This window comes from Methylomonas montana (genome assembly GCF_030490285.1).
Classification (GTDB): domain Bacteria; phylum Pseudomonadota; class Gammaproteobacteria; order Methylococcales; family Methylomonadaceae; genus Methylomonas; species Methylomonas montana.
Genome location: NZ_CP129884.1, coordinates 3,917,054 through 3,940,021, shown reverse-complemented (window position 1 = coordinate 3,940,021; position 22,968 = coordinate 3,917,054). Strand labels below are relative to the sequence as shown.

The window sequence follows — 22,968 nt, the reverse complement described above, 5'->3', positions numbered from 1 at the left end:
TCATGTTCGGGTCGGCGGAGATTATAGAGTTTGGGCCGGCCGGGTTTGTAATTTTTTGTTGTGTTAAATAAATAGCCGGTTATCCTTTTCGATTACTGTTAAGGCTTGAGGGAAATGCAAATGAGTGAAACACCAGAAAATCTGAGATATGCCCAGACCCATGAATGGGCCAAGCTGGAAGACGGCAACCTCGTGCGGGTCGGGATTACCGACTTCGCGCAGTCCGAGCTGGGCGACATCGTTTTTATCGGTTTGCCCGATGTGGGCAGAGTAGTGAAGCAGGGCGAACAATTGGCGGTGGTGGAATCGGTCAAAACCGCGTCCGACCTGTTCAGTCCTGTCGGCGGCAGCGTGGTAGCCGTCAACGAGGCGGTTCAAGACGAACCGGAGCTGGTCAACGACGGTGCTTATCAAACCTGGCTGTTTGCCATCAAAGCGGATAATCCGGCCGAACTGGAACAACTGTTGGATGCAGAGGCATACAAGAATCTGATCGAGGAATAGGACCGGTCTATGGCAAATCAAAATGCAAAGGGATTTAAGCGGCTGATCAATGCCTGTTTTTTCTCGATTGCCGGCTTCAAGGCCACTTGGCAACATGAAGAGGCGTTTCGCCAGGAAGTAGCGCTGTTCGTGGTGACCACGCCGCTGGCGATCTGGCTGGGCCACACCGCTATCGAAAAAGCCTTGTTGATCGGCAGTGTAGTCTTGGTATTGCTGGTGGAGTTGTTGAATTCCGCAGTGGAAGCTGTGGTGGACCGCGTCGGTTTCGAGCATCACGAGTTATCCGGCCGAGCCAAGGACATCGGCTCGGCGGCGGTAATGCTGTCCTTGATTTGGGCGGGCGTGACCTGGGCGTTGATTTTGTTATAAGAAAAAGGCGAAAGACGAAAGGCCATATAGCTGTCGTCGTCTTTCGCTTTTCACTTTTCGCCTTGTGCCTGTTTCCAACATCCGTTACCTTAGCCTCCGCCGAAATTTTTTAACAAAAGGATAATAATGAGTGCATTGATCTGTGGCTCCATGGCCTATGACACCATCATGGTGTTTCACGATAAATTCAAACATCACATCTTGCCTGAGAAAGTGCATATTTTGAATGTCTCTTTCCTGGTGCCGGCCATGCGCCGCGAATACGGCGGTTGCGCCGGTAACATCGCTTACAATTTGAAGCTGTTGCAAGAAGAACCATCGATCATGGCCACAGTCGGCCACGATTTCGAACCTTATGCGCAATGGCTGAGCCAATGCGGCATCTCCAGCCGTTATATTCAAGTGTTGGACGATCATTACACCGGTCAGGCTTACATCACCACCGACGAAGACGACAACCAAATCACCGCTTTCCACCCCGGCGCGATGAGTTTTTCGCATCTCAATACGGTGCCGCTGGATGCTGGAATCAGCATCGGCATCGTCTCGCCGGACGGCAAGCAGGGCATGCAAGAACATGCGCAACAATTCGTCGAGCAAGGCATTCCGTTTATCTTCGATCCCGGCCAAGGCATGCCGATGTTCGACGGCGCGGAGTTGCTGGCATTCCTGGAGCAAGCGAATTACGCTACCTTCAACGACTATGAGTCGGAGTTGATGCAACAGCGCACCGGCTTGACTCTGGAACAAATCGCCGAAAAAGTCGACGCATTGATTATCACCATGGGCGCCAAAGGCTCCAAAATTTACACTCGCGGCGAATGCATCGAAATTCCATCGGCCACGCCTAAACAAGTGCTGGATCCGACCGGCTGCGGCGACGCTTATCGCGCCGGTTTGCTGTACGGTTTGATCAACGATTACGATTGGGATGTCACTGGTCGCATTGCTTCCTTGCTGGGCGCGATCAAAATCGAGCATAACGGTACCCAGAACCACACCTTTACGATGGCGGAATTCAAACAACGCTATCAGGACACGTTCGGTTCGACATTTTGAGTCTGAATAAAACCCAGGAACTGCTGGCCTTGATGGCTCGCTTGCGCGACCCTGAAAAGGGTTGCGCCTGGGACGTCAAGCAGGATTTTTACAGCCTGATTCCCTACACCATCGAAGAAGCTTACGAAGTCGCCGACGCCATCGAGCGTAACGACTTCGACGATTTACGCGGCGAGCTGGGTGATTTGCTGTTGCAAGTGGTGTTTCACTCGCGCATCGCCGAAGAACGCGGCTTGTTCGATTTCGAGCAGGTATCTGCGGCGATCGGCGAAAAGCTGGTCAGTCGGCATCCGCATGTGTTCGCCGATGCCAAATTCGACAGCGACGAACAACGCCAACAAGCCTGGGACGAAGCCAAAGCTCAGGAACGGCGTTTGAAAAAGCCTGTGCAGACTGAAAGCGTGCTGGACGGCGTTGCCCATAGTCTGCCGGCCTTGGTGCAGTGCGAGAAAATCCAGAATCGCGCCGCCAGCCATGGTTTCGACTGGCCGGAAGCCGAGCCGGTGTTCGACAAGGTCCGCGAAGAATTGCAGGAAGTCCACGAAGCCTGGCAGTCAGGCGACCAGCCGCATATTCAAGAAGAAATCGGCGATTTGCTGTTGGTGGTGGTCAATCTGGCCCGGCACCTTAAAGTCAATCCGGAAATAGCATTGCGCGAAGCCACCAAAAAATTCACCCGTCGCTTTAATTACATCGAAAAGCAAGTGGAAGCGTCCGGCCGGGTTTTACGCGATTGCGAGCTGGCGGAACTGGACGGCTTGTGGAACGAAGCCAAACGGCATTTGAAAAAGGCATAGAGCAATGGCGAACGTGCGCGGCTGCGAGTGCCGCTCAAAACTCATCCTTGGCCGTCTGAGCCTGCTGTTGAGCGTATGGATATATAGCGGTCAGGCGCCTGCCGAATTGCTGGGCAGAATCTCCGACGACACCGCGCCGGCCGCCAATCCCGCCGCACCGGCCCCGGCCAAACCCAACGATAGAAAGATCATCTATCGGGTGATTTGTTCGCCCGAAGAGCAAGACCTACCGGATTGCGACCGCCCGACGCTGGATGACGGCAACGAAGCTGCACCCGCCGCGACGTTGGCGGTGCCCGATTTTCCGCCGGAAAGCGAAGCGGCAGCCGACGAGTCGGACAAGGCGGCCGCAGTGAAGCAGCCGGTGCCGCAACAGCACAGCAGTCCACGAAAAAAATCCGCCACACATAAAAAGGCTGCGAAGAAGACATCCGCAAAAAAATCGGCCGCTAAAAAGCGCTCGCGCAAGTAGCGTCGGTTTGGTTTAGCGACTACAGTTAGTCTACCAAGTCGGCTCCGTCGGCCATCGATTTAGGCCGCTCGGGATGCTGCCAGATCGTTTTATCGTTTAGCGCGTTTTTGATACAGCCGTGGGAGTCCTCATGAATACCTCGTTCGCATTGTCCGACAACGAACTGCAAGCCATCGACGCCTATTGGCGGGCCTGCAATTATCTGGCGGCCGGCATGATTTATCTGCAGGACAACCCTCTGCTCAGGCAGCCGCTCGAGCCCAAGCATATCAAGCGCCGGCTACTGGGGCACTGGGGTTCCAGTCCCGGCTTGAGTTTTTGCTATATTCACCTGAACCGGCTGATCAATAAGTACGATCAAAATACCTTGTTCATTGCCGGCCCCGGCCACGGCGCGCCGGGCGTGCTGGCGCCGATCTATCTGGAAGGCACGTATAGCGAGATATATCCGAACAAAGGCGAGGATGAAGAAGGCTTACGCGAGTTCTTCAAGGAGTTCTCGTTTCCGGGCGGCATTGGCAGCCATTGCACGCCGGAGACGCCGGGCTCGATTCACGAAGGCGGCGAACTGGGCTATAGCATTTCTCATGCGTTCGGCGCGGCTTACGATAATCCGGATTTGCTGGTCGCGGCGGTGGTCGGCGACGGCGAGGCGGAAACCGCGGCGTTAGCGACGTCCTGGCATTCCAATAAGTTTTTAAATCCGCTCCGCGATGGCGCGGTGCTACCCATCCTGCATCTGAACGGTTACAAGATCAATAATCCAACCCTGCTGTCCCGGATCTCTCACGAAGAGTTGGAAGACCTGTTCAAGGGTTACGGCTGGACGCCTTATTTCGTCGAAGGCGACGAGCCGCTAACCATGCACCAGCTGATGGCGGAGACGCTGGAAACCTGTCTGACCGAAATTCGTCGCATCCAGCGCGACGCCCGTGCCAGCGGCACGGCAAGCAGGCCACGTTGGCCGATGATCGTGCTGCGTTCGCCCAAGGGCTGGACCGGTCCGAAAACTGTCGATAAGCACAAAGTCGAAGGTTTTTGGCGCGCTCATCAGGTGCCGCTCAGCGCAGTGCGCGACAATCCGGAGCATCTGCAACAACTGGAAGCCTGGCTGCGCAGTTATAAACCCGAGGAACTGTTCGATGCCGACGGCCGCTTGCGACCGGATTTGAAAGCCTTGGCGCCGAAAGGTAATCGGCGGATGAGTGCCAATCCGCATAGCAATGGCGGCGTCCTGCGTCGGGCCTTGCGAATGCCGGATTTTCGCGATTACGCAGTAGCTTTGCCCGGTCCCGGCAAGATCACAGCCGAAAATACCCGGCCGCTGGGCAAGTTTCTGCGCGACATCATGGCGGAAAATATGCACAATTTTCGGGTGTTCGGCCCGGACGAAAATTCATCCAACAAGCTGGATGCGATCTACGAAGTCAGCAAGAAAACCTGGCTGGCCGACACGCTGCCGGAAGATGCGGACGGCGGCGAGCTGGCCAGCGATGGCCGGGTGATGGAAATGCTGTCCGAACATACCTTGGAAGGTTGGCTGGAAGGTTATTTGCTGACCGGCCGCCACGGCTTTTTCTCGACCTACGAAGCCTTCGTGCACGTGATCGATTCGATGTTCAATCAGCACGCCAAATGGCTGGCGATGACTCAAGCCATTTCCTGGCGGGCGTCGGTATCGTCCTTGAATCTGTTGATTACATCCACGGTCTGGCGCCAGGATCACAACGGCTTTACCCATCAGGATCCCGGTTTTCTGGATGTGGTGGTCAACAAAAGCCCGAAAGTCACCCGGATTTATCTGCCGCCCGACGTCAACTGCCTGCTGTCGGTGGCGAATCATTGCCTGCAAAGCACCGATTACATCAACGTCATCGTCTGCGACAAGCAGAAGCATGTGCAGTATCTGGACATGGATGCGGCGATCAAGCATTGCACCAAGGGTATCGGTATCTGGGAGTGGGCCAGCAACGATGCCGGCGGCGAGCCGGACGTGGTGTTGGCCAGCGCCGGCGACATTCCCACCAAGGAAGCGCTGGCGGCGTTGATGCTGCTCAGGGAACACTTTCCGCAATTGAAAATTAGATTTGTGAATGTCGTGGACCTGTATCGGCTGACGCCGGCCAGTGAACATCCGCATGGCCTAAGCGACAGGGATTTTGACAGCCTGTTCACCATCGACAAGCCGGTGATCTTCAATTTCCACGGCTATCCTTGGCTGATTCACCGGCTGACTTATCGCCGCACCAATCACAAGAATCTGCATGTGCGCGGTTACAAGGAGAAAGGCAGCATCAATACGCCGTTGGAGCTGGCGATTCAGAACGAAATCGACCGTTTCAGTCTGGCGATCGACGTGATAGACCGGATTCCGGCACTACGGGTGGCCGGCGCCCACGTCAAGGAAAAGCTGCGCGACCGGCAGATCGAATGCCGCAACTATGCCTATGAATATGGCGTGGACTTGCCCGAGGTTGATAACTGGCTGTGGCCTTTATAGGCCAATCGCTGGCCCGGCTCGGGCGCGATGGGTGGAGAAATCCGCTCCATGACGGCCGGAGCCTAATCATTATCAGAAACGATCGCATCGAGAGCCCAACGCATGAAATTAGAAACCCGATTCAGCAATGTGCAACTGCAACGCATCAATGTCCAGGCCATCCTTTATTTGTGTTCCTGCCCGTCGCAGGTTGGCGTGCAGATAGACAGCTTGCGTAAGCTGTTCGACTATCAAGCCAATTGTTCGGATCGTAGCCGTGGCGAGTTGCAAACCAAGGTGCACGAACGCATCGCCGCAGCCAGCCGACAAGCCCATCGGATCATGGAAGATTGTCTAAAGGATGTATTGGAGATGGAGGGTTGGGATCCCGAAACCCTGGAAATGCCGGCCGAACTGCGGACTTTGCTGGAACAGGAGATCGACGGCGAGTAAGGTTTTCAGGTTAGGTGTAACGTTTTCCGTTTCCTTTTTAGGGTTGGGTTATCCGGCCGAGTTTTCCATACACGTTTTTTTTTGGTAAATCGTGATGCCGACTCGGTCTATATGTTCGATCAAGCGGCGATTTTTTAACTCGTGGTAGTTTTGCAGGTCGACGAGATAGGGAATTTCAGTATCGTCAAGGTCCATCAATACTTCGGCGATGACGAAGCGGTTTAGACCAAAGCCGAACGCGACCAAATCGATATCGCTGTGGTCGCCGTGCGTGCCTTTTGCGCGTGAACCATAGAGTTTGACTTGTTCGATAGCCGGATATTTTGTAAATATTCGTTGCAGTATGGCTAGGGTGGGCGAGTCAAGCCCCTGATCGCGAATCAAGTTTGGATTTCCGTTAATAATGCCAAATACCATTCGTCCAGCATTGGTAAATACTGGTGCCGGATGGATTCAATCACCTCTTCAAATTTAGCAAAATCGTAGGTATGGCTCATTAAATTGCGGTCACCTATCATCTTTAACCAGGTTTCCGGTGTCTGAATGTATTTCGCGGCAAATGCTTGCCTGACCACGGCTTTTGGCGAAATCTGGTCCAGCACGATGCCATCGTTTTCCATTTTGTCTTTTAAGACTTTCCAGGCCAGTTCAAAGGTATATTCGAAACGCTGAATGATGCCTTCTTTTTCGAGTTGGCTGAGTTGGTTCGAATCCTTCTCCATCGCTTCGCGTAGCAATAGAAAAGCCCGCTGAAAGTTATTAAAGCGCTGCTGCCAGCGAATATCTTGACGGTTCATTGTCCGTACTTTTTTTCCATTTCCCGAGCCAAGGCGTCGGCTTCTTGATCCGACATGTTTTCCAGTTCTTGCAGCGTTTTGCCGGTGACTCGTTTCACTGCCGCGGCGCCTTGGCCTTGACTGAGCGCGCTGCGAGCCTCCTGAGCAACGCGATTGGCCTCCTCGGTAGTCTGTTTGATCTTGGCGTCGTATAAGCGATTCACTTCCGCATCCGATTTGCCGTTGGCCGCCGCGCCCAGGGTTTGGCGTTTGCTGTCCATGCTGGCCTTATTGGCTTTGGCTTCCGCCTCGCTACGTATTTTCTGCATCTCCCGTTGTTTTTCCTGCTCGACGCGCTGAGCCGCCGCGCGTTCGGCTTGTTCGCGCGCCTCCAGTTCAGGGTCCCAGTCGGCCCAGGCCGGCGCTGCGCCGATGGCGCTCAGAAAAATTAATATGAAAAAGCGTTTCATAAGTCGTGCTCCCGAAAGGTGATAGAGATTTGCCGGTCAGCCACTGTAGTCGCCGGCCCTAAAAACTGTCAATCGCAATCGAATAGCTTGTATTCAAAGCCTTGAGCTTGATGGCGGCTTTGGCTTCAGTATCTCCTTAAACAGTTTCCGCCGTTATTGGATGACAAGTTTGTGTCGTGTTTACGGCAAAGCATGGGCTTTTTTGTTGAGTTTGTTGCATAGCCGACAGCTATTTGCCGCTCGCTGCTTTTAATTGTCCCACTGATACAAAGGTTTTATCGCCATTCATTGGCCGGCATGGATGTTGCTCTGGCTTTGCGGGGCAGTATCGGCCAGTAAATGCCGCCGTTTGCTGTGCCGCTAAGAATAACAATCAAGCGCTTTCAAATAACCTGGTAATCCCGATGGGGGGCCGGTTTCCGGTTGAGCCGGTACAAAACGCGCTACGGAGCCAGGAGTTTCCATGATCGAAACCTTTTACGATGTGATGCGTCGGCAAGGCATCACCCGCCGCAGTTTTCTGAAGTTTTGCAGTTTGACCGCTGCCTCGCTGGGTTTGAGCCCGGCATTCGCGCCGAAAATCGCCCACGCGATGGAAACCAAACCGCGCATCCCGGTGTTGTGGTTGCACGGCCTGGAATGCACCTGCTGTTCGGAATCTTTCATCCGCTCCGGTCACCCCTTAGCGAAAGACGTGATCCTGTCGATGCTGTCTTTGGATTACGACGACACCATCATGGCTGCCGCCGGCCATAACGCCGAAGCCATCGTCACCGAGATCGTCGAAAAATATAAAGGCAATTACATCCTGGCCGTGGAAGGCAATCCGCCGCTGGCCGAAGACGGCATGTATTGCATCATCGGCGGCAAACCATTCGTAGAGCAACTGAAATACGCCGCGGAAAGCTGCAAAGCCATCATTTCCTGGGGCTCCTGTGCTTCCTGGGGGTGTGTGCAAGCCGCCAAACCCAATCCAACCCGCGCCACGCCGGTACACAAAGTCCCTGGTTTGGCCGACAAACCCATCATCAAAGTGCCCGGCTGTCCACCGATTGCGGAAGTGATGACGGCGGTGGTCGCGTATCTATTGACTTTCGACAAGCTGCCGACCCTGGACAAACAAGGCCGGCCGCAAATGTTCTATAGCCAGCGCATCCACGACAAATGCTATAGAAGGCCGCATTTCGACGCCGGACAGTTCGTCGAACAATGGGATGACGAGGCCGCCCGCCAAGGCCATTGCCTGTACAAAATGGGTTGCAAAGGGCCGACTACCTATAACGCTTGCTCCACGGTGAAATGGAACGAGGGCACCTCATTTCCGATTCAGTCCGGTCACGGCTGTATCGGTTGTTCCGAAGACGGTTTTTGGGATAAAGGCAGCTTTTACGATCGCCTCACCGGGATCAATCAATTCGGTATCGAAGCCAATGCCGATGTGGTCGGTGGCACGGCCGCCACGATTGTGGGTGCCGGAGTTGCCGCGCATGCCGGTTTGACGGCTTTGAATCGCGCCAAACAATCCGGGGATAAACAACCAGGAGCGCAGCAATAATGACAGTCAGAAACACCCCCAACGGTTTTAATTTAAACGACGCCGGCCGCCGCGTCGTGGTCGATCCCGTCACGCGCATCGAAGGCCACATGCGCTGTGAAGTCAATATCGACGACGACAACATCATCCGTAACGCCATCTCCAGCGGCACCATGTGGCGCGGACTGGAAGTGATTTTAAAAGGCCGCGACCCGCGCGATGCCTGGGCTTTCGTGCAACGCATCTGCGGCGTCTGCACCGGTACCCACGCGCTGACCTCGGTGCGGGCCGTCGAAGACGCCTTGAAAATCAAGATTCCAGAGAACGCCAACTCGATCCGCAACATCATGCAGCTCAGCTTGCAAGCTCACGATCACCTGGTGCATTTTTATCATTTGCATGCCTTGGATTGGGTCAATCCGGTCAACGCCTTGAAGGCCGAACCAGTGGCGACCTCTGCCTTGCAGCAACAGATTTCGCCCAGCAATCCCAAATCCTCGCCGGGCTATTTCCGCGATACCCAAAACCGCCTGAAAAAATTCGTCGAATCCGGCCAGCTCGGCCCGTTCAAGAACGGTTACTGGACTAATCCGGCCTATTTGCTGCCGCCGGAAGCCGATTTGCTGGCCGTGACCCATTATCTGGAAGCGCTGGATTTTCAAAAAGACATCATGAAAATTCGCACCATCTTCGGCGGCAAGGACCCGCATCCGAATTGGTTGGTCGGCGGCGTACCCTGCGCGATTAACATTGACGGCGTCGGCGCGGTTGGTGCGATCAATATGGAACGTTTGAACCTGGTGTCGTCCATCATCGACCGTACCATCACCTTTATCGATCAGGTCTACATTCCAGATTTACTCGCTATCGCCCAGTTCTACAAAGGCTGGCTGTATGGCGGCGGTTTGTCAGGCGCCAGCATGCTGTCTTATGGCGACATTCCGGACAAGGCCAACGATTATTCAGCGGCCAACTTATTGATGCCGCGCGGCGCGATCATCAACGGCGATCTGACTAAAGTCCACGAAGTCGATCTGACCGATCCCGAGCAGATCAAGGAATTCGTACCGCACTCCTGGTACAAGTATCCGGACGAAGCGCTTGGTTTGCATCCCTGGGACGGCATCACCGAACCGAACTATAAAATTGGCGCCAAAACCAAGGGCGACCGCACTAACATCCAAGAGCTGGACGAAAGCGCCAAATATTCCTGGATCAAAGCCCCACGCTGGCGCGGTCACGCGATGGAAGTGGGTCCGTTGGCGCGCTACGTGATCGGCTACGCGCAAGGCAACAAAGAAATTACCGAGCAGATCAATTTTGTCCTGAAAACCCTGGACGTGCCGGTCAGCGCTCTGTTCTCGACCTTGGGCCGCACAGCGGCGCGTGGTCTGGAAGCGCAATGGGCAGCCGGCAAGATGCGCTATTTCATGGACAAGATGATGGCCAATCTGAAAACCGGCGACTTGGCCACCGCCAACGTCGAGCGCTGGGATCCGGAAACCTGGCCGAGCAGCGTCAAAGGCGTCGGCTTCACCGAAGCGCCGCGCGGCGCCTTGGGCCATTGGCTTAAAATCGAAGACACCAAAATCGCCAACTATCAATGCGTGGTGCCGACCACCTGGAACGGTTCGCCGCGCGATGAGCAAGGCAATATCGGCGCGTTCGAGGCTTCGTTGATGAACACCAAAGTCGAGGTGCCGGACGAACCTGTGGAAATTTTGCGCACACTGCATAGTTTCGATCCGTGTCTGGCTTGCTCGACGCATGTGATGAGTCCGGACGGTACGGAATTGACACGGGTGAAAGTCCGATAACCATAAAAATGTAGGGCGGATAAGCATAGCGCATCCGCCTTTTTCAAATTCCATGGTGGATGCGTTTGCCATATCCACCCTACCGGGAGAGCTTATGAACAAAATATTGCCATCCACCGCTTTGTTACTGGTTTTCGGCCAAGCCGAAGCCCACAGCCACCCCGGCATCAATGCCTTGACACACAGCCTGGAACATATGCTGACCGCTTACTCGGCCTGGCTGCCGCATCTGTTTACAGCCGCTTTATCGATAGCGGCGGCAGCACTGCTGCGTAGCCTTTGGCTTCGCAGCAAAGCATCGGGCCGGAGACCGCAATGAGCGCACCACTCGCTCCGGTTTATGTTTACGAACTGCCGGTTCGACTCTGGCATGCTATCAATGCGCTGGCGATAACGGTGTTGGCGATCAGCGGTTATTTGATCGCCTCGCCGTTATCTTCGCCGATCGGCGAAGCCAGCGAGCATTTTCTGATGGGCTATATCCGCTTTGCGCATTTTGCCGCGGGCTATGTGTTGGCGATCGGTTTACTGGGGCGTTTGTACTGGGCCTATGCCGGTAACGAGCATGCCCGGCAAATCTTTCTACCGCCCTTGTTGCAAGCACATTTCTGGGATGGCGTGCGTCAGGAAATCCTCTGGTACACCTTTTTAGCCAAGGCGCCGCGCCATTACATCGGTCATAACCCGCTGGCGATCCTGGCGATGCATTTTGTGTTGGTGTGGGGCTCGTTGTTCATGATCTTCACCGGCTTTGCCTTGTACGGTGAAGGCGAAGGACAAGGCAGCTGGCAATATGCCTTGTTCAGCAGTTGGCTGCTGCCGCTGTTCGGTGACAGCCAAACCGTGCATACCTGGCACCATCTGGTGATGTGGTTCATCGTTTGCTTCGTGCTGATTCATATTTACGTCGCGGTGCGCGAAGACAAATTGTCCGGACAAAGCATGTTGTCCACGATAGCGACCGGCTGGCGCACCTTTAAGGACGACAAGCCGGTCGATGATGCGCATTGATGATATTAAAAAACCGGTAGGATGTGCTGAACGCAGTGAAGCGCATCGATCGCGAACGATGCGCCTCCTAGCGTCGGCACATCCTACATTAGTTGACTGGCGGTGATGGTGAGCGCATCGCCGCAAGTCCTTCTACTCGGCATCGGCAACCTATTGTGGGCCGATGAAGGTTTTGGCGTGCGGGTGATTGAGTATCTGCAAAAACACTATCGCTTTCCAGATAGCGTGCAGGTGGTGGATGGTGGTACGCAGGGCGTCTATCTGATCGAGCATGTCCAAGCAGCGGATGTGTTGGTGGTATTTGATGCGGTCGATTACGGCCTGCCGCCGGCAACCATGAAGCGGGTCGAAAACGACGAGGTGCCGAATTTCCTTGGCGCCAAGAAAATGAGCCTGCATCAGACCGGCTTTCAGGAAGTGTTGGCGCTGGCGCAAATGCTGGGTCAGTATCCCCAGCATTTACTGTTGATTGGCGTGCAGCCGGAAGAGCTGGAAGACTACGGCGGCAGCTTGCGGCCGGCCGTCAAAGCGCAAATTCAGTCGGCCATCGATATGGCCTTGGCCTATCTGCAAGATTTCGGTGTGGTTGGCGAATGCCTCGATACGCCAGCGGAACTGGTCGATCCTGCATTGAATATTCAGCGCTACGAGCAGGAGCGCCCAGCCGCTGATTTGGCTTGCCGCTTAGGTGACGAGCGCATCGTGTTATCCGCCGTATTCGAAGTGAAACCGCCGCCCGCTTCCGACCTGCCCAGTTTGCAAGTGGACGTCGATTACCGGGGCAAATACTGATGTGCATCGGCATCCCCATGCAAGTCATCGAGGCGCGCGGCGATTCGGCGCTGTGCGAATATCGCGGCCAACCGACGTTGATAGACATGATGTTGGTCGGCGAACAAGCTGCCGGCACCTGGCTATTGGTGTTTCTGGACGCGGCGCGGGAAGTCATCACGGCCGAAAAAGCCGCCCAAATCGCCGATGCGCTGGAAGCGATGCGTCTGGCCATGCAAGGCGAAACCAACTTCGATCATTTATTCGCCGATCTGGTCGACCGCGAACCCGAACTGCCGGAGTTTTTAAGAACATGAGTACCCCCTTGCTGGAACAACTGCAAACCCGCCACGGCCTGCCGCTGCTCGATGCAGACAGTTACGATCATTTCGTCTACGGCCACGAAACCGTGGTGCTGTTCTTCGCCAACGATCCGGTGATGTTTCCGGAGAGTCACGATGTGGCGGTGATTTTGCCGGAGTTATTAAAAGCCTTTGCCGGTCGTTTGCACGGTGCGGTGGTCGATAAATCCGTCGAACGGGAATTGCAGGCCAGATTTCGGTTCAGCAGCTGGCCGTCCCTGGTATTTTTGCGCGGCAGCGAGTATTTGGGCGTAATTACCGGGATTAAGGATTGGGCGGAATACGGCCAGGAATTTGCACGGATTTTAGCTGCCGAGCCAGGGCAGCCGCCGGGGTTTGATCTTGGGAAGGTTTGTGGCGTTGGACACGCGTCATTAAAAAAAATGTAGGTTGGGTTAGCTCAATAGAGCGTAACCCAACATTTCGAAGCGCAAAGCCTGTCTATGGCTAGAGTGCTTCGTGGTCGAGACTTAAATTCTCACCAGCTCTTTAACAATTTGGTGTCTCTATCGCGGCAGAAATGAGGTTGGACGTATACTATCCCCGTCGTGCCTGTACTGGCGTGACTGAGTTTTCTACTTAAAGGGGAGTATCGCTGATATGAATCTCACACAACTGGAAGCCGAAATTTTTTCCTTACCGCTTCAAGACCGGGCTGCTTTGGCACAGCGTTTGTTGTTGAGCCTCGAGGAAGTTTCCGAGTCGGAGTTCGAGCGGTTGTGGGGAGAGGAGTCGGTGCGTCGAGTGGCTGACTTTACCTCTGTCTACAACAAAACGATTGGACAAGAAGGCTTGCCTCTGGACGAATGGCGATCTTTTTAACATTGCTCGTTTTTATGTAAATAACTCGATGAGCTAAACATGCGTTTTGACTGGGACGAGCATAAGAACCAACTGCTCAAAAATACTCGTGGCGTATGCTTCGAGGATGTCTTGGTGGCGATTGGTGAAGAAAGATTGTTTGATGTATTGCCACATCATAATGTTGACAAATATCCGCATCAGAAAATTTTTATCGTTCGTATCAGAGATTACATCTATTACGTGCCATTCGTGGAAGACAACGAAACGATATTTCTGAAAAATATCATTCCAAGCCGTAAATATCACAAGCAATATTTTAAAGAGGCTCATCATGGCGACTGAACTATCGGTTGAAGAACAAGAGATTGTCGATTATGTCGAAGGCGACTCAGCCGTCAGTGTCGATAATTTGGATGGCGAAAAAAGCCGTTATAGCCAAATCGCCCGTGACCAAATAGGCAAAAAGAAAACGGTCAGTATTCGGTTGTTGGAAAGCGATCTCGAACGGTTAAAGGCGCAGTCGGTTAGTCAGGGATTGCCGTATCAGGTGTTGATTAGTTCGTTGATACATCAATATGCGAATGGGAAGATTAAGTTTGATGTTTGATGAGTGAGCTTTTTGTTCCCAACCTCCAGGTTGGGAACCTTGTCTTGGAAGCTCTAGCTTCCAATCTTGTCGAGTAAATGTGTCGCTGTCGCGACGGGTGTTTTAAAGTCGGGTCTCGGCCCGACAGCCGAGATACTTTCTTTTGCTTGGCCAAAAGAAAGTATCCAAAGAAAAGGCCACCCGGAATTCCGCCTTAATCCTGCGCTTTACGAAAACCATCCATGGTTTTCGCCCTTCGGGCCAGCCTATCGGCTGTTCAAATTTGCTCCAGGCAAATTTGTCGCTTTTACCGAGGGGTTTCGGAAGGGGCTTCCCAGCCCCTCCGAAAACGAGCGGCATCCCTGCCGCTCCCCTGCGGGCTAATCTCGCCAAAAGCTGCGATGCTCGGGGCGGAATAACGGGAATAATCCACTCCAACGGTTATTGTGTGTCGCAAAGCTTTTTTGGTAGGCTGGGTTGGAACGGTAGTGTAAACCCAACTTTGACCTATATTGCTTGGTTTCGGGCTCCCTTGCCCACGTACTTAGAACACTTCCAAGATTTAACCTATTAGGAAAAAATGTGAATTATCGTAACGACGCGAGAAAACACCTTGAGCGCTTTGAGCACGAATTTAGATCTGGAGATAAGGCGCGTTTGAAATATTCGGCCCTTGAATTGCGCATGGCTATGGAAGCGCTGACATATGATCGGGCCTTACTTTACATGGATGAGTTTCCAGCATCGGAATACAAAACATGGCAACCACGTAGGGTGATGTCAGTTTTACTTGAAATTGAGCCATTGGCAGATAAAGATTGTTCCGTGGCAATTAGTGTACAGGAAACTTATGGCACGCCGGCATCAATAATGTCGCCATTAGGATCGGAAAAAGTTTTCAATATGGCGACGTTACGTAAACACTATGATGCTTTGGGTAGTTACCTTCATGTCCAAACTATGAAACAAGCTATTGACGGTAAGTCAATTAATTACACCAGGATGGAGTCTCGCCTTGAAGACATTGCAAAGTTTGTAAAGGAGGTTCTTTCATCCCATATTTTTAACGTTACTATGGGTGTCTTCTCGAAATGCGAATGTATTCAATGTGGGAAAACAATTCGCAAACGTGTATCTGATAAACAACAAGTACAAGCTAAATGCGATGAGTGCAATGCTTCTTACACGGTTATTTCAAAAGAGTCTGGGAAAGTTGATTGGCGCCCAAGTAGGAGTGAAATTACATGTGCTAACTCTGATTGCAATGAAAGTGTGATTTTTTGGGAAACAGATATTGAAATCGGAAAGAGTTGGAATTGTCCAAGATGCGAAGGAGTAAATACCTTCGTATTGGGGATTTTTTATCAAACCCCAAATTCAAAATAAGTTTTGGGTAGCAATAGTTTTCCAGTTCAATTTTCCCGGGTGGGCACGAAAAGCATGTGCCCACCCTACTATTTTATAGATTCGTTTTAAATTTCGGGATGGTTTTTGTCCCGTTATTCAGCCCCGAGCATCGCAGCTTTTGGCGAGATTAGCCCGCAGGGGAGCGGCAAGGATGCCGCTCGTTTTCGGAGGGCCAGGGATGGCCCTTCCGAAAACCCTCGCCAAAAGCGAGGAGCGCAGGATTAAGGCGGAATACCGGGTGGCCTTTCTTTTGGTGACTTTTCTTTGGCCAAGCAAAGAAAAGTCACTCGGCTGTCGGGCCGAGACCCGACATCTAAAAACATCCTCGCGATAGCGACACCAAAAAAATAATCCAGTGCCGGATGCAGTTCGCTTAACCAGCCTACAACTTAATTCAACAAACAACCAAAAAATGACCAGCATATCTCTCCCAATTTTTGGCCAAGGCAGCCAACCCGCCGAGGAAGACGGCGTCGAACTCGACTATCTGGCGATGCCGGAAGAAATGACCACCTACCGGATGCCGATGATTTCGGTGGACTTGAATGCGGCCGATCTGGCGCAGGCCAAAACCGCGTTGCAGCAGCTTGAGCAGGATCTGGCGACGTACCCGGCAAACAGCCAAACCATCGATTTGATAAGCCTGGACCAAACCAATCGCCAGTTCGTCGACGAACTGCTCGGCGAGGGCGAGGTCAGCATGCTGTGTAATGGCGCGCAAACCTTGCGGATTCAGGAATCGGTGCTGGCCGGCGTCTGGCGTTCGCAATGTCTGAATGGGCAAAAACAGATCGTTACCGACATCCTGGAAGTCGGCATCATCCCGCAAGCCATCTTGCAAACCGCGTTTGCCGATGCCGCTAAACATATCGATACCGACATGAGCGTGTTGCCGGACGGGGTGATGAACGCGCCGCCGCTACTGGCCGAGTTGAATGCCAAGATCGCCGAGTATCAACCCGGCACTGAAGCGCACATCATCAACCTGAGTTTGTTGCCGCAAACCGAGCAGGATTTGGCGTTTCTGGAGCAACGCTTGGGCAAGGGCGCGGTGACCATTTTGTCGCGCGGTTATGGCAACTGCCGGATCGACGCTACCGCCACCCGCAACGTCTGGTGGGTGCGATATTTTAATTCGCAGGATACGCTGATCCTGAATACGCTGGAAGTCAGCGAGGTGCCGAATGTGGCCTGTGCGTCGGCGGAAGACATCGCCGACAGCCACCAGCGTTTGCAGGAAATTTTGCAGGTGTATCTGTGAGCGAAGGCTTCTTTGCCGGGGCTTTCGGTGGCGATGCCTCACGCTTGCCGGCCGAGTCCAGGCTGGAATGCAAGATTTGCTGGCATGTCTACGACCCGTCCGAGGGCGACACCGTCTGGCAAGTGCCGCCCGGTACGGCATTCGCGGATTTGCCCGAGCATTGGAGCTGCCCGCAATGCGGCGCGCCCAAGCAGGGTTTTTTGGTGCTGGACGACTAAACATGGCATGGCAGGACGGTGAGCAGATTCGGTGCGTGCTGGAGGCGGTGTTTAACGACATCCTGACCACGCGGATGCACGATATGCCGGTGTTGAATCCGGCATTGGTGGTGCGAGCCCTGGGGTTTAACCAATACAACGCAGATTGGGTGGGTGTGTTGATTACGCCTTGGTTTATGAATGTGTTGTTGCTGCCGGGAGTGGAAAGCAACTGGATTAGCCAGTCGCCCGGCAGCAAATTTGAACAGCCGTTCCCGTACGGCAGCTTCGAATTTACCGTCGCCGACGAAGCGCAACTGGGCCGGTACGCGCAGTGTTCGCTGTTTTCGCCGATGTTTCAGTTTGCCGATCAAGCGGTGGCAGTGGCTGCGGCGGAAAGCGCTTTGCAAGCCTTGTTGACTGGCCCGACGCCGCGAGCACTCAGTCGCCGCGATTTGTTGCGCGGCAATTTGGTAAGACCTTAAGTGACGCCGGCGGGCGAGATTCATATCGAACTGACGCATAGCGCCGGCAAGGTCGGTTCGGTGAAGATAGACTCGACCCGACCCGAAGCGGCACGGGTGTTGATCGGCAAAACGCCTGAGCAGTTGTTGAGCGTGGTGCCATTGTTGTTTTCTTTATGCGGCAACGCCCAGGCTTACGTCGCCTTGCTGGCCTGCCGTGCTGCCTTGCAGATGCCTGCCGAGACGGAAGCCGACGCCGCTAGGGAATGCTTGGTGCAACTGGAAACCGTGCGCGAACACGCCTGGCGGATATTGCTGGATTGGCCGATTTTGCTGGGTCAGCCTGCCGATAAGATCGCGCTTGCGGCGCTATTAAAATTGGATAGACAGTTCAGGTCGTGTTTATTTAAAGATGGCGAGGCCTTTAGGCTGGATAGCCAGTTGCGGATCGACGTACCGCATTTGCAGACTTTACTTGTCGAATTAACTGGCTTGATCGATCAAGCGATTTTCGCTGGCGGCTTGAGCCAATTTCTAACAATTGCCGATGAGGCCCAATTGCGCGATTGGCTGGCTGGCAACGTGGCCATGTCCGCTGAGTTATTAAGCAGCCTTTATCAACGAGACTGGCAAGCATTGGGCGCGAGTGACGTGGCTTGTTTGCCGACATTGGATCAAGCCGAGCTGCATCGCCAATTGCAAGAAAAGGATTTATCGGCGTTCTGCCGCGCGCCGCAGTGGCTGGGCCGCTGTTACGAATCGACGCCGCTGAGTCGCCAGCAAGCGCAGCCCTTGATTGCCGAGTTGCTCAGCCGTTACGGCAACGGTTTGTTGGTGCGGTTTGCAGCGGTTTTACTGGAAGTGGCGGCTGTCCCGCAAGGTTTAACGCCGTCAAGCGTTACGATGCCGGCGTCTGCCGCCGAAGGCATCGGCCTGGCGCAAGTTCAGGCCGCGCGCGGCTTGCTGATGCATCGCCTGGCCTTACGCAAGGGCCGGGTGTACGATTACCGCATCGTCGCGCCGACCGAATGGAATTTTCACCCCGATGGCGTGCTGGCCCAAGGTTTAAAGTCTTTGCGGGTCGCCGATGCGGATGGTTTGCGGCAGCAGGCGGAATGGTTGATCAACGCGGTCGATCCATGTGTGCAATACCGGCTGGTGTTAATGCCGGAAAACTGAAACAAACAGAGTATCGCCATGCACGAAATGTCGCTTTGCGAGAGCGTGTTACAGATCATCGAACAACAGGCCAAGGCTCAGCAGTTCGCCAGGGTCAAAACCGTGTGGCTGGAGATCGGCGCGTTGTCCGGCGTCGAGCCGGAGGCGATGCATTTTAGTTTTGAGGTGGTGATGCAAGGCTCCTTGGCCGAACAGGCCCGGCTGGAAATTATCGAAGTGCCGGGTGTGGCCTGGTGTATGCCTTGCGGCTGCGAGGTGTTGGTGCAACAGTTATACGACGAATGCCCGCACTGCGGCAGTCATCAATTACAGATCGTCGGCGGCGATCAAATGCGAATCAAAGAACTGGAGGTAGAGTAATGTGCGGCGTATGCGGCTGCGGCGAGGGCCAAATTCACTCGCACGACGAATTACACGATCACGAGCATGCCCATGATCACAACCATGACCATGGACATCAGCATCATCACGAACATACAGCCGAACACTCGCATGCGCCGGGCCTGACTCAGGCGCGGATGGTGCAAATCGAGCAGGACATTCTGGCCAAAAATAGTCGTTACGCCGAGGAAAATCGCCGCTATTTTAGTGAGCGCGGCATGCTGGCTTTGAACTTGGTCTCCAGCCCCGGTTCCGGTAAAACCACGCTGTTGACCGAAACCATTCTCCGTCTGAAAGACGAGTTGAGCATCGCGGTGATCGAAGGCGACCAACAAACCGCCCGCGATGCTGACCGCATTCGCGCCACCGGCGTGCCGGCCTTGCAAATTAACACTGGCAAGGGCTGCCATTTGGATGCTCATCGGGTCGGTCATGGCTTGGAAAGTCTGAATTTACCCGAGCACAGTTTGCTATTCATCGAAAACGTCGGCAATCTGGTTTGCCCGTCGGCTTTTGATTTGGGTGAGGCGCACAAGGTGGTGATCTTGTCGGTGACGGAAGGCGAAGATAAGCCGATCAAATACCCGGACATGTTCCATGCCGCCGATTTAATGATCCTGAACAAAACCGATTTGCTGCCGCATCTGGATTTCGACAGCGCGCAGAGCATTCAGTACGCGAAGCAGGTTAATCCGCGCATCAAGGTGTTGTCCTTATCGGCCAAGACCGGCGAGGGCATGGAAAATTGGTTGACCTGGTTGAAGGTGGAGTTGGAACTGCAGCAGATAGCTTATACTTGATTGGTCTTTGTCAAATAGCTTACTTAATAGATACTACGCAGTCCTTGCCATTGATTGGAGCAATAAAGCATGAATTTAGACCTGAAGGTGCATAAACTGATCGATCAATTGCCATGGCTACTTGCCAGTCGGCTAAAACAATATTTTCCGGTTCCTGTTGGTCATTACTTTGTGGTTAGCAAGACACCTTTAGTTGTTCTAATACCGGAAGATTTTTTCGATAATGAATCCCTCTGGATTCCTTTCTTTGACGTACTGAAAAGGCGTAGAGTCTATTTTTTGGGCCTTGTTAGAAGCGGTATCGAGTATTACGCTGATACATACAAGCAGCTGTTTTCACCGGTTTTGCTAAAACATTCGAAGATCTATCCAGAGCACCGGTTCATATTTCTAGCGAATAATGCCGCTCAGACTCAGATATACGACGACCTCGGCGTCGAATCGGTATTTGTAAACCAAAATTGTCTGGCTGATGAAACTCGCTTCAAAGTTGATGCCGATGTGGCTAAGCAATTCGATGCCATACATAATGCTGTTTCTGCTCCTTATAAAAGGCATGAGTTAACGCGACTGATCGAGCGCTTAGCTATCATTACTTACCTTTCGACTCAACATCTGGACTATTTTGAGGAGATCAAAGCGATTCTAGGGCATGCCAGTTGGCTCAATTTTCCACAGGAGAATGTCGAGATTTCTTCGTTTAGACAGATTCCTCGGGATGATGTCTGCGGCTACATCAACCAAGCTCGCGTCGGGCTATGCCTGTCTGAAACTGAAGGAGCTATGTTTGCATCTATCGAATATTTGCTGTCGGGCTTGCCTGTTGTTTCCACGCACAGTTATGGAGGTCGGGACGTATTCTTTGATGATGATTATGTTGCTATTGTCGAGGCTGATCCAGAAGCTGTGAACGAAGGGGTAAACCGTATGATTGAGCGCAATATAGATCCTTTGAAGATCCGGGAAGAGACATTGCGTAAGATGGAAGAACACCGCCAGCGCTTTGTCAATATGATAGTTGATATCTCCGCAAGAGAAGGTATAGAAGCAAATGCTCAGCATGTTTATGCCGAGACCTTTCCAAATCAGCTATATAAGCTACGGCCATTGCATAAAATCCTTGATTGTTTCTGATTCTATCTAATTGCTATTAGGCCATAATGAATGGGAGGTAGAGCAATGCATAAGGTTGTTGCCGAGGACATTCTCTGAAAACTATCCTGCACCACCGATGCGGGATCAGCATTAAAATAGTCCGTCGTAATAGTGATACCAATATTGAATAACCGCGGCAAAACGAAAAAACCAACATGTGCCTAGCCCTGCCTGCCCAAATTACTGATATTGATTTTGCTACGCAGATGGCGATCGCCAGTTTGGATGGCGTTAAAGTCGAAGTCTCGCTGGCATTGGTCGACGACGTGAAAGTTGGCGATTACGTGCTGGTGCATGTCGGCTACGCGCTGAATAAGATCGACGAGGAAGAGGCGTTGAAAACTTTGGCCTTGTTCGCGGAAGCCGGTCTGGCGGCGTCATGAAATACATCGACGAATTTCGCCAGCACGATTTGGCCAAGCAATTGGCGCAGGTTATTGCCCAAACCGTTAATCCCGAGCGGCATTATCGTCTGATGGAATTTTGCGGCGGCCATACCCATGCGATTTTTCGTTACGGCGTTCAGGATTTGATGCCGAGCAACGTCGAGTTCATTCACGGCCCCGGCTGCCCGGTGTGTGTGCTGCCGACCGGACGCATCGACAACGCGATTCAATTGGTGGATCAGCACAACGTAATCCTCTGCACTTATGCCGATCTGATGCGGGTGCCGGCCTCTCATCGTAACAGTCTGTTAAAAGCCAAGGCGGCCGGCGGCGATATTCGCATGGTTTATTCTACTCAGGATGTGTTGAAAATCGCCCGGGATAATCCGGACCGGCAAGTGGTGTTTTTCGCGATCGGTTTCGAGACCACCACACCGCCGACTGCTGTTGCCATTAAACAGGCGCAAACGGAAGGATTGATTAATTTCTCGGTATTCTGCAATCACGTGTTAACGCCGTCAGCGATGCAGGCTATTTTGGATGCGCCGGAGCCGGTGGCTATCGATGCCTTTCTGGGGCCATCCCATGTGAGTAGCGTGATCGGTAGTAAGCCCTACGAAACTTTCTCAGAGCATTACGCAAAACCCATTGTCATCGCCGGTTTCGAGCCACTGGACGTGATGCAGTCGTCCTTGATGCTGATTCGGCAATTGAACGATGGCCGGCACGAGGTGGAAAACGAATATAGCCGGGCGGTGACGCGCGACGGCAATGTCAAAGCTCAAGCCTTGATGGACGAGGTGTTTGAACTGCGTCCGCAATTTGAATGGCGCGGTCTGGGTTTGATTTCGAATAGTGCGTTGAAGTTAAAAGCCGAATACGCCGAGTTCGACGCCGAACAGCGCTTCGAGATGCCGGCTATCGAAGCCAGTGACGTGAAAGGCTGTGAATGTCCTGCCATCCTGCGCGGCGCGAAAAAGCCGCAAGATTGCAAGTTGTTGGGCACCGTCTGCACCCCGGAAAACCCGATGGGCTCCTGTATGGTGTCGTCGGAGGGGGCTTGTGCCGCGTATTGGAGTTACGGACGGCTGCGATAAGGCTAGAGCATAAAAAGGTGGACACTGATGAAGTGTCCACCTGGATAACCCCAGGTTACTCTGGGGTGAGAGGGCAGGGCTTATTTATAGATTTCTGCAGCAGCGGCTTTCAATTTCGCGTCATTGCTTTGCATCGGTTTCATCATGTCGTTTTTAGACGCTTTAGCCCCGGCGACTAATTCGTCGGCGGTTTTGAATTTGGCTTTCAAAGCGTCAACAGCCGGAGCCACGGAGCCGTTATGGCAGCCTTTACAGGTATCTGCTTCGCCAGCCGCGGACAGGGAAGGGATCAATGCAACAGAAGCAATCGCCAGCAGTGCAAAAATTTTAGTTTTCATTGTAGGTTTCCTCGTGATTTTAATTATTTTACTTAGCGG

The 22,968-nt window shown here is 53.2% G+C and carries 31 protein-coding genes; 27 read left to right on the top strand and 4 right to left on the bottom strand.

The features are described from left to right. Window positions 1-120: 120 nt before the first annotated feature. From gcvH to QZJ86_RS18265, 7 genes are all read left to right on the top strand, one after another. A complete protein-coding gene (gcvH, locus tag QZJ86_RS18295; RefSeq protein WP_301671928.1) occupies window positions 121-504 on the top strand; it encodes a glycine cleavage system protein GcvH in 384 nt (127 codons plus the stop codon). 9 nt (window positions 505-513) lie between these two features. Next, a complete protein-coding gene (locus tag QZJ86_RS18290) occupies window positions 514-873 on the top strand; it encodes a diacylglycerol kinase (RefSeq protein ID WP_301671927.1) in 360 nt (119 codons plus the stop codon). A 126-nt stretch (window positions 874-999) separates the two neighbouring features. After that, the gene (locus QZJ86_RS18285) at window positions 1,000-1,932 is read left to right on the top strand and encodes a carbohydrate kinase family protein (RefSeq protein ID WP_301671926.1); all 933 of its coding nucleotides are present in this window, start codon (window positions 1,000-1,002) and stop codon (window positions 1,930-1,932) included. Then, window positions 1,929-2,729: a nucleoside triphosphate pyrophosphohydrolase gene (gene mazG, locus QZJ86_RS18280; protein ID WP_301671925.1), complete on the top strand. Its 801-nt coding sequence runs from the start codon at window positions 1,929-1,931 to the stop codon at window positions 2,727-2,729. Before QZJ86_RS18285 ends, mazG begins: the two co-directional genes overlap by 4 nt. Window positions 2,730-2,733: 4 nt before the next feature. Beyond that, the gene (locus QZJ86_RS18275; RefSeq protein WP_301671924.1) at window positions 2,734-3,201 is read left to right on the top strand and encodes a hypothetical protein; all 468 of its coding nucleotides are present in this window, start codon (window positions 2,734-2,736) and stop codon (window positions 3,199-3,201) included. 130 nt (window positions 3,202-3,331) lie between these two features. Next, the gene (locus QZJ86_RS18270; protein WP_301671923.1) at window positions 3,332-5,701 is read left to right on the top strand and encodes a phosphoketolase family protein; all 2,370 of its coding nucleotides are present in this window, start codon (window positions 3,332-3,334) and stop codon (window positions 5,699-5,701) included. 102 nt (window positions 5,702-5,803) lie between these two features. Beyond that, window positions 5,804-6,133, top strand: coding sequence for a hypothetical protein (locus tag QZJ86_RS18265; protein ID WP_301671922.1), 330 nt, complete (start codon window positions 5,804-5,806; stop codon window positions 6,131-6,133). Between the two features lie 48 nt (window positions 6,134-6,181). Here the strand turns inward: QZJ86_RS18265 and QZJ86_RS18260 are convergent, their stop codons facing one another. From QZJ86_RS18260 to QZJ86_RS18250, 3 genes are read right to left on the bottom strand one after another with little or no spacing between them, the layout of a single operon-like run. Further along, window positions 6,182-6,517, bottom strand: a complete 336-nt coding sequence (locus tag QZJ86_RS18260) for a nucleotidyltransferase domain-containing protein (protein ID WP_301671921.1) — start codon at window positions 6,515-6,517, stop codon at window positions 6,182-6,184. After that, a complete protein-coding gene (locus tag QZJ86_RS18255) occupies window positions 6,514-6,930 on the bottom strand; it encodes a nucleotidyltransferase substrate binding protein (RefSeq protein ID WP_301671920.1) in 417 nt (138 codons plus the stop codon). Before QZJ86_RS18255 ends, QZJ86_RS18260 begins: the two co-directional genes overlap by 4 nt. Further along, window positions 6,927-7,379, bottom strand: coding sequence for a hypothetical protein (locus QZJ86_RS18250; protein WP_301671919.1), 453 nt, complete (start codon window positions 7,377-7,379; stop codon window positions 6,927-6,929). Before QZJ86_RS18250 ends, QZJ86_RS18255 begins: the two co-directional genes overlap by 4 nt. 463 nt (window positions 7,380-7,842) lie before the next feature. Between QZJ86_RS18250 and QZJ86_RS18245 the strand changes: the two genes are divergently transcribed. The 20 genes from QZJ86_RS18245 (at window position 7,843) to hypD (ending at window position 22,591) form a co-directional block, all read left to right on the top strand. Continuing rightward, a complete protein-coding gene (locus QZJ86_RS18245; protein ID WP_301671918.1) occupies window positions 7,843-8,934 on the top strand; it encodes a hydrogenase small subunit in 1,092 nt (363 codons plus the stop codon). Beyond that, window positions 8,934-10,730, top strand: coding sequence for a nickel-dependent hydrogenase large subunit (locus QZJ86_RS18240; RefSeq protein ID WP_301671917.1), 1,797 nt, complete (start codon window positions 8,934-8,936; stop codon window positions 10,728-10,730). Before QZJ86_RS18245 ends, QZJ86_RS18240 begins: the two co-directional genes overlap by 1 nt. A gap of 94 nt (window positions 10,731-10,824) precedes the next feature. Then, on the top strand, window positions 10,825-11,049 hold the full coding sequence (locus tag QZJ86_RS18235; RefSeq protein ID WP_301671916.1) for a hypothetical protein: 225 nt from the start codon (window positions 10,825-10,827) through the stop codon (window positions 11,047-11,049). After that, window positions 11,046-11,741, top strand: coding sequence for a Ni/Fe-hydrogenase, b-type cytochrome subunit (gene cybH, locus QZJ86_RS18230; protein ID WP_301671915.1), 696 nt, complete (start codon window positions 11,046-11,048; stop codon window positions 11,739-11,741). Before QZJ86_RS18235 ends, cybH begins: the two co-directional genes overlap by 4 nt. Window positions 11,742-11,846: 105 nt before the next feature. Next, on the top strand, window positions 11,847-12,533 hold the full coding sequence (locus tag QZJ86_RS18225) for a HyaD/HybD family hydrogenase maturation endopeptidase (protein WP_301939031.1): 687 nt from the start codon (window positions 11,847-11,849) through the stop codon (window positions 12,531-12,533). Continuing rightward, on the top strand, window positions 12,533-12,829 hold the full coding sequence (locus QZJ86_RS18220) for a HypC/HybG/HupF family hydrogenase formation chaperone (RefSeq protein WP_301671914.1): 297 nt from the start codon (window positions 12,533-12,535) through the stop codon (window positions 12,827-12,829). Before QZJ86_RS18225 ends, QZJ86_RS18220 begins: the two co-directional genes overlap by 1 nt. Beyond that, the gene (locus tag QZJ86_RS18215; RefSeq protein WP_301671913.1) at window positions 12,826-13,263 is read left to right on the top strand and encodes a thioredoxin domain-containing protein; all 438 of its coding nucleotides are present in this window, start codon (window positions 12,826-12,828) and stop codon (window positions 13,261-13,263) included. Before QZJ86_RS18220 ends, QZJ86_RS18215 begins: the two co-directional genes overlap by 4 nt. Before the next feature lie 211 nt (window positions 13,264-13,474). Continuing rightward, the gene (locus QZJ86_RS18210) at window positions 13,475-13,696 is read left to right on the top strand and encodes an addiction module protein (RefSeq protein WP_301671912.1); all 222 of its coding nucleotides are present in this window, start codon (window positions 13,475-13,477) and stop codon (window positions 13,694-13,696) included. A 39-nt stretch (window positions 13,697-13,735) separates the two neighbouring features. Beyond that, entirely contained in the window at window positions 13,736-14,020 is a 285-nt protein-coding gene (locus QZJ86_RS18205) for a toxin (protein ID WP_301671911.1), read from the top strand. Continuing rightward, on the top strand, window positions 14,010-14,285 hold the full coding sequence (locus QZJ86_RS18200) for an antitoxin (RefSeq protein WP_301671909.1): 276 nt from the start codon (window positions 14,010-14,012) through the stop codon (window positions 14,283-14,285). Before QZJ86_RS18205 ends, QZJ86_RS18200 begins: the two co-directional genes overlap by 11 nt. A gap of 561 nt (window positions 14,286-14,846) precedes the next feature. Then, window positions 14,847-15,650: a hypothetical protein gene (locus tag QZJ86_RS18195; protein WP_301671908.1), complete on the top strand. Its 804-nt coding sequence runs from the start codon at window positions 14,847-14,849 to the stop codon at window positions 15,648-15,650. A gap of 433 nt (window positions 15,651-16,083) precedes the next feature. Beyond that, window positions 16,084-16,932, top strand: a complete 849-nt coding sequence (locus QZJ86_RS18190; protein ID WP_301671907.1) for a hydrogenase expression/formation protein — start codon at window positions 16,084-16,086, stop codon at window positions 16,930-16,932. After that, window positions 16,929-17,150, top strand: coding sequence for a rubredoxin (locus QZJ86_RS18185; RefSeq protein WP_301671906.1), 222 nt, complete (start codon window positions 16,929-16,931; stop codon window positions 17,148-17,150). The genes QZJ86_RS18190 and QZJ86_RS18185 overlap by 4 nt, the downstream gene beginning before the upstream one ends. A 2-nt stretch (window positions 17,151-17,152) precedes the next feature. Beyond that, entirely contained in the window at window positions 17,153-17,614 is a 462-nt protein-coding gene (gene hybE / locus QZJ86_RS18180) for a [NiFe]-hydrogenase assembly chaperone HybE (protein ID WP_301671905.1), read from the top strand. After that, window positions 17,615-18,772 carry a nickel-dependent hydrogenase large subunit gene (locus QZJ86_RS18175; protein WP_301671903.1) on the top strand — a complete coding sequence of 386 codons (1,158 nt, stop codon included), beginning with the start codon at window positions 17,615-17,617 and terminating at the stop codon, window positions 18,770-18,772. Window positions 18,773-18,790: 18 nt separating this feature from the next. Next, window positions 18,791-19,132, top strand: coding sequence for a hydrogenase maturation nickel metallochaperone HypA (hypA, locus tag QZJ86_RS18170; RefSeq protein ID WP_301671902.1), 342 nt, complete (start codon window positions 18,791-18,793; stop codon window positions 19,130-19,132). Next, window positions 19,132-19,953 (top strand): hydrogenase nickel incorporation protein HypB, encoded by an 822-nt coding sequence (gene hypB, locus QZJ86_RS18165; RefSeq protein WP_301671901.1) that lies wholly within the window; start codon window positions 19,132-19,134, stop codon window positions 19,951-19,953. The genes hypA and hypB overlap by 1 nt, the downstream gene beginning before the upstream one ends. A 69-nt stretch (window positions 19,954-20,022) precedes the next feature. Next, complete coding sequence (locus QZJ86_RS18160) at window positions 20,023-21,087, top strand: glycosyltransferase (protein WP_301671900.1); 1,065 nt, start codon at window positions 20,023-20,025, stop codon at window positions 21,085-21,087. Between the two features lie 176 nt (window positions 21,088-21,263). Next, window positions 21,264-21,491, top strand: coding sequence for a HypC/HybG/HupF family hydrogenase formation chaperone (locus QZJ86_RS18155; RefSeq protein ID WP_301671898.1), 228 nt, complete (start codon window positions 21,264-21,266; stop codon window positions 21,489-21,491). Continuing rightward, a complete protein-coding gene (gene hypD, locus QZJ86_RS18150; protein WP_301671897.1) occupies window positions 21,488-22,591 on the top strand; it encodes a hydrogenase formation protein HypD in 1,104 nt (367 codons plus the stop codon). The genes QZJ86_RS18155 and hypD overlap by 4 nt, the downstream gene beginning before the upstream one ends. Before the next feature lie 80 nt (window positions 22,592-22,671). On the opposite strand, the gene QZJ86_RS18145 is transcribed toward hypD, so the two are convergent. Further along, the gene (locus QZJ86_RS18145; RefSeq protein ID WP_301671896.1) at window positions 22,672-22,929 is read right to left on the bottom strand and encodes a hypothetical protein; all 258 of its coding nucleotides are present in this window, start codon (window positions 22,927-22,929) and stop codon (window positions 22,672-22,674) included. Window positions 22,930-22,968: the final 39 nt, after the last annotated feature.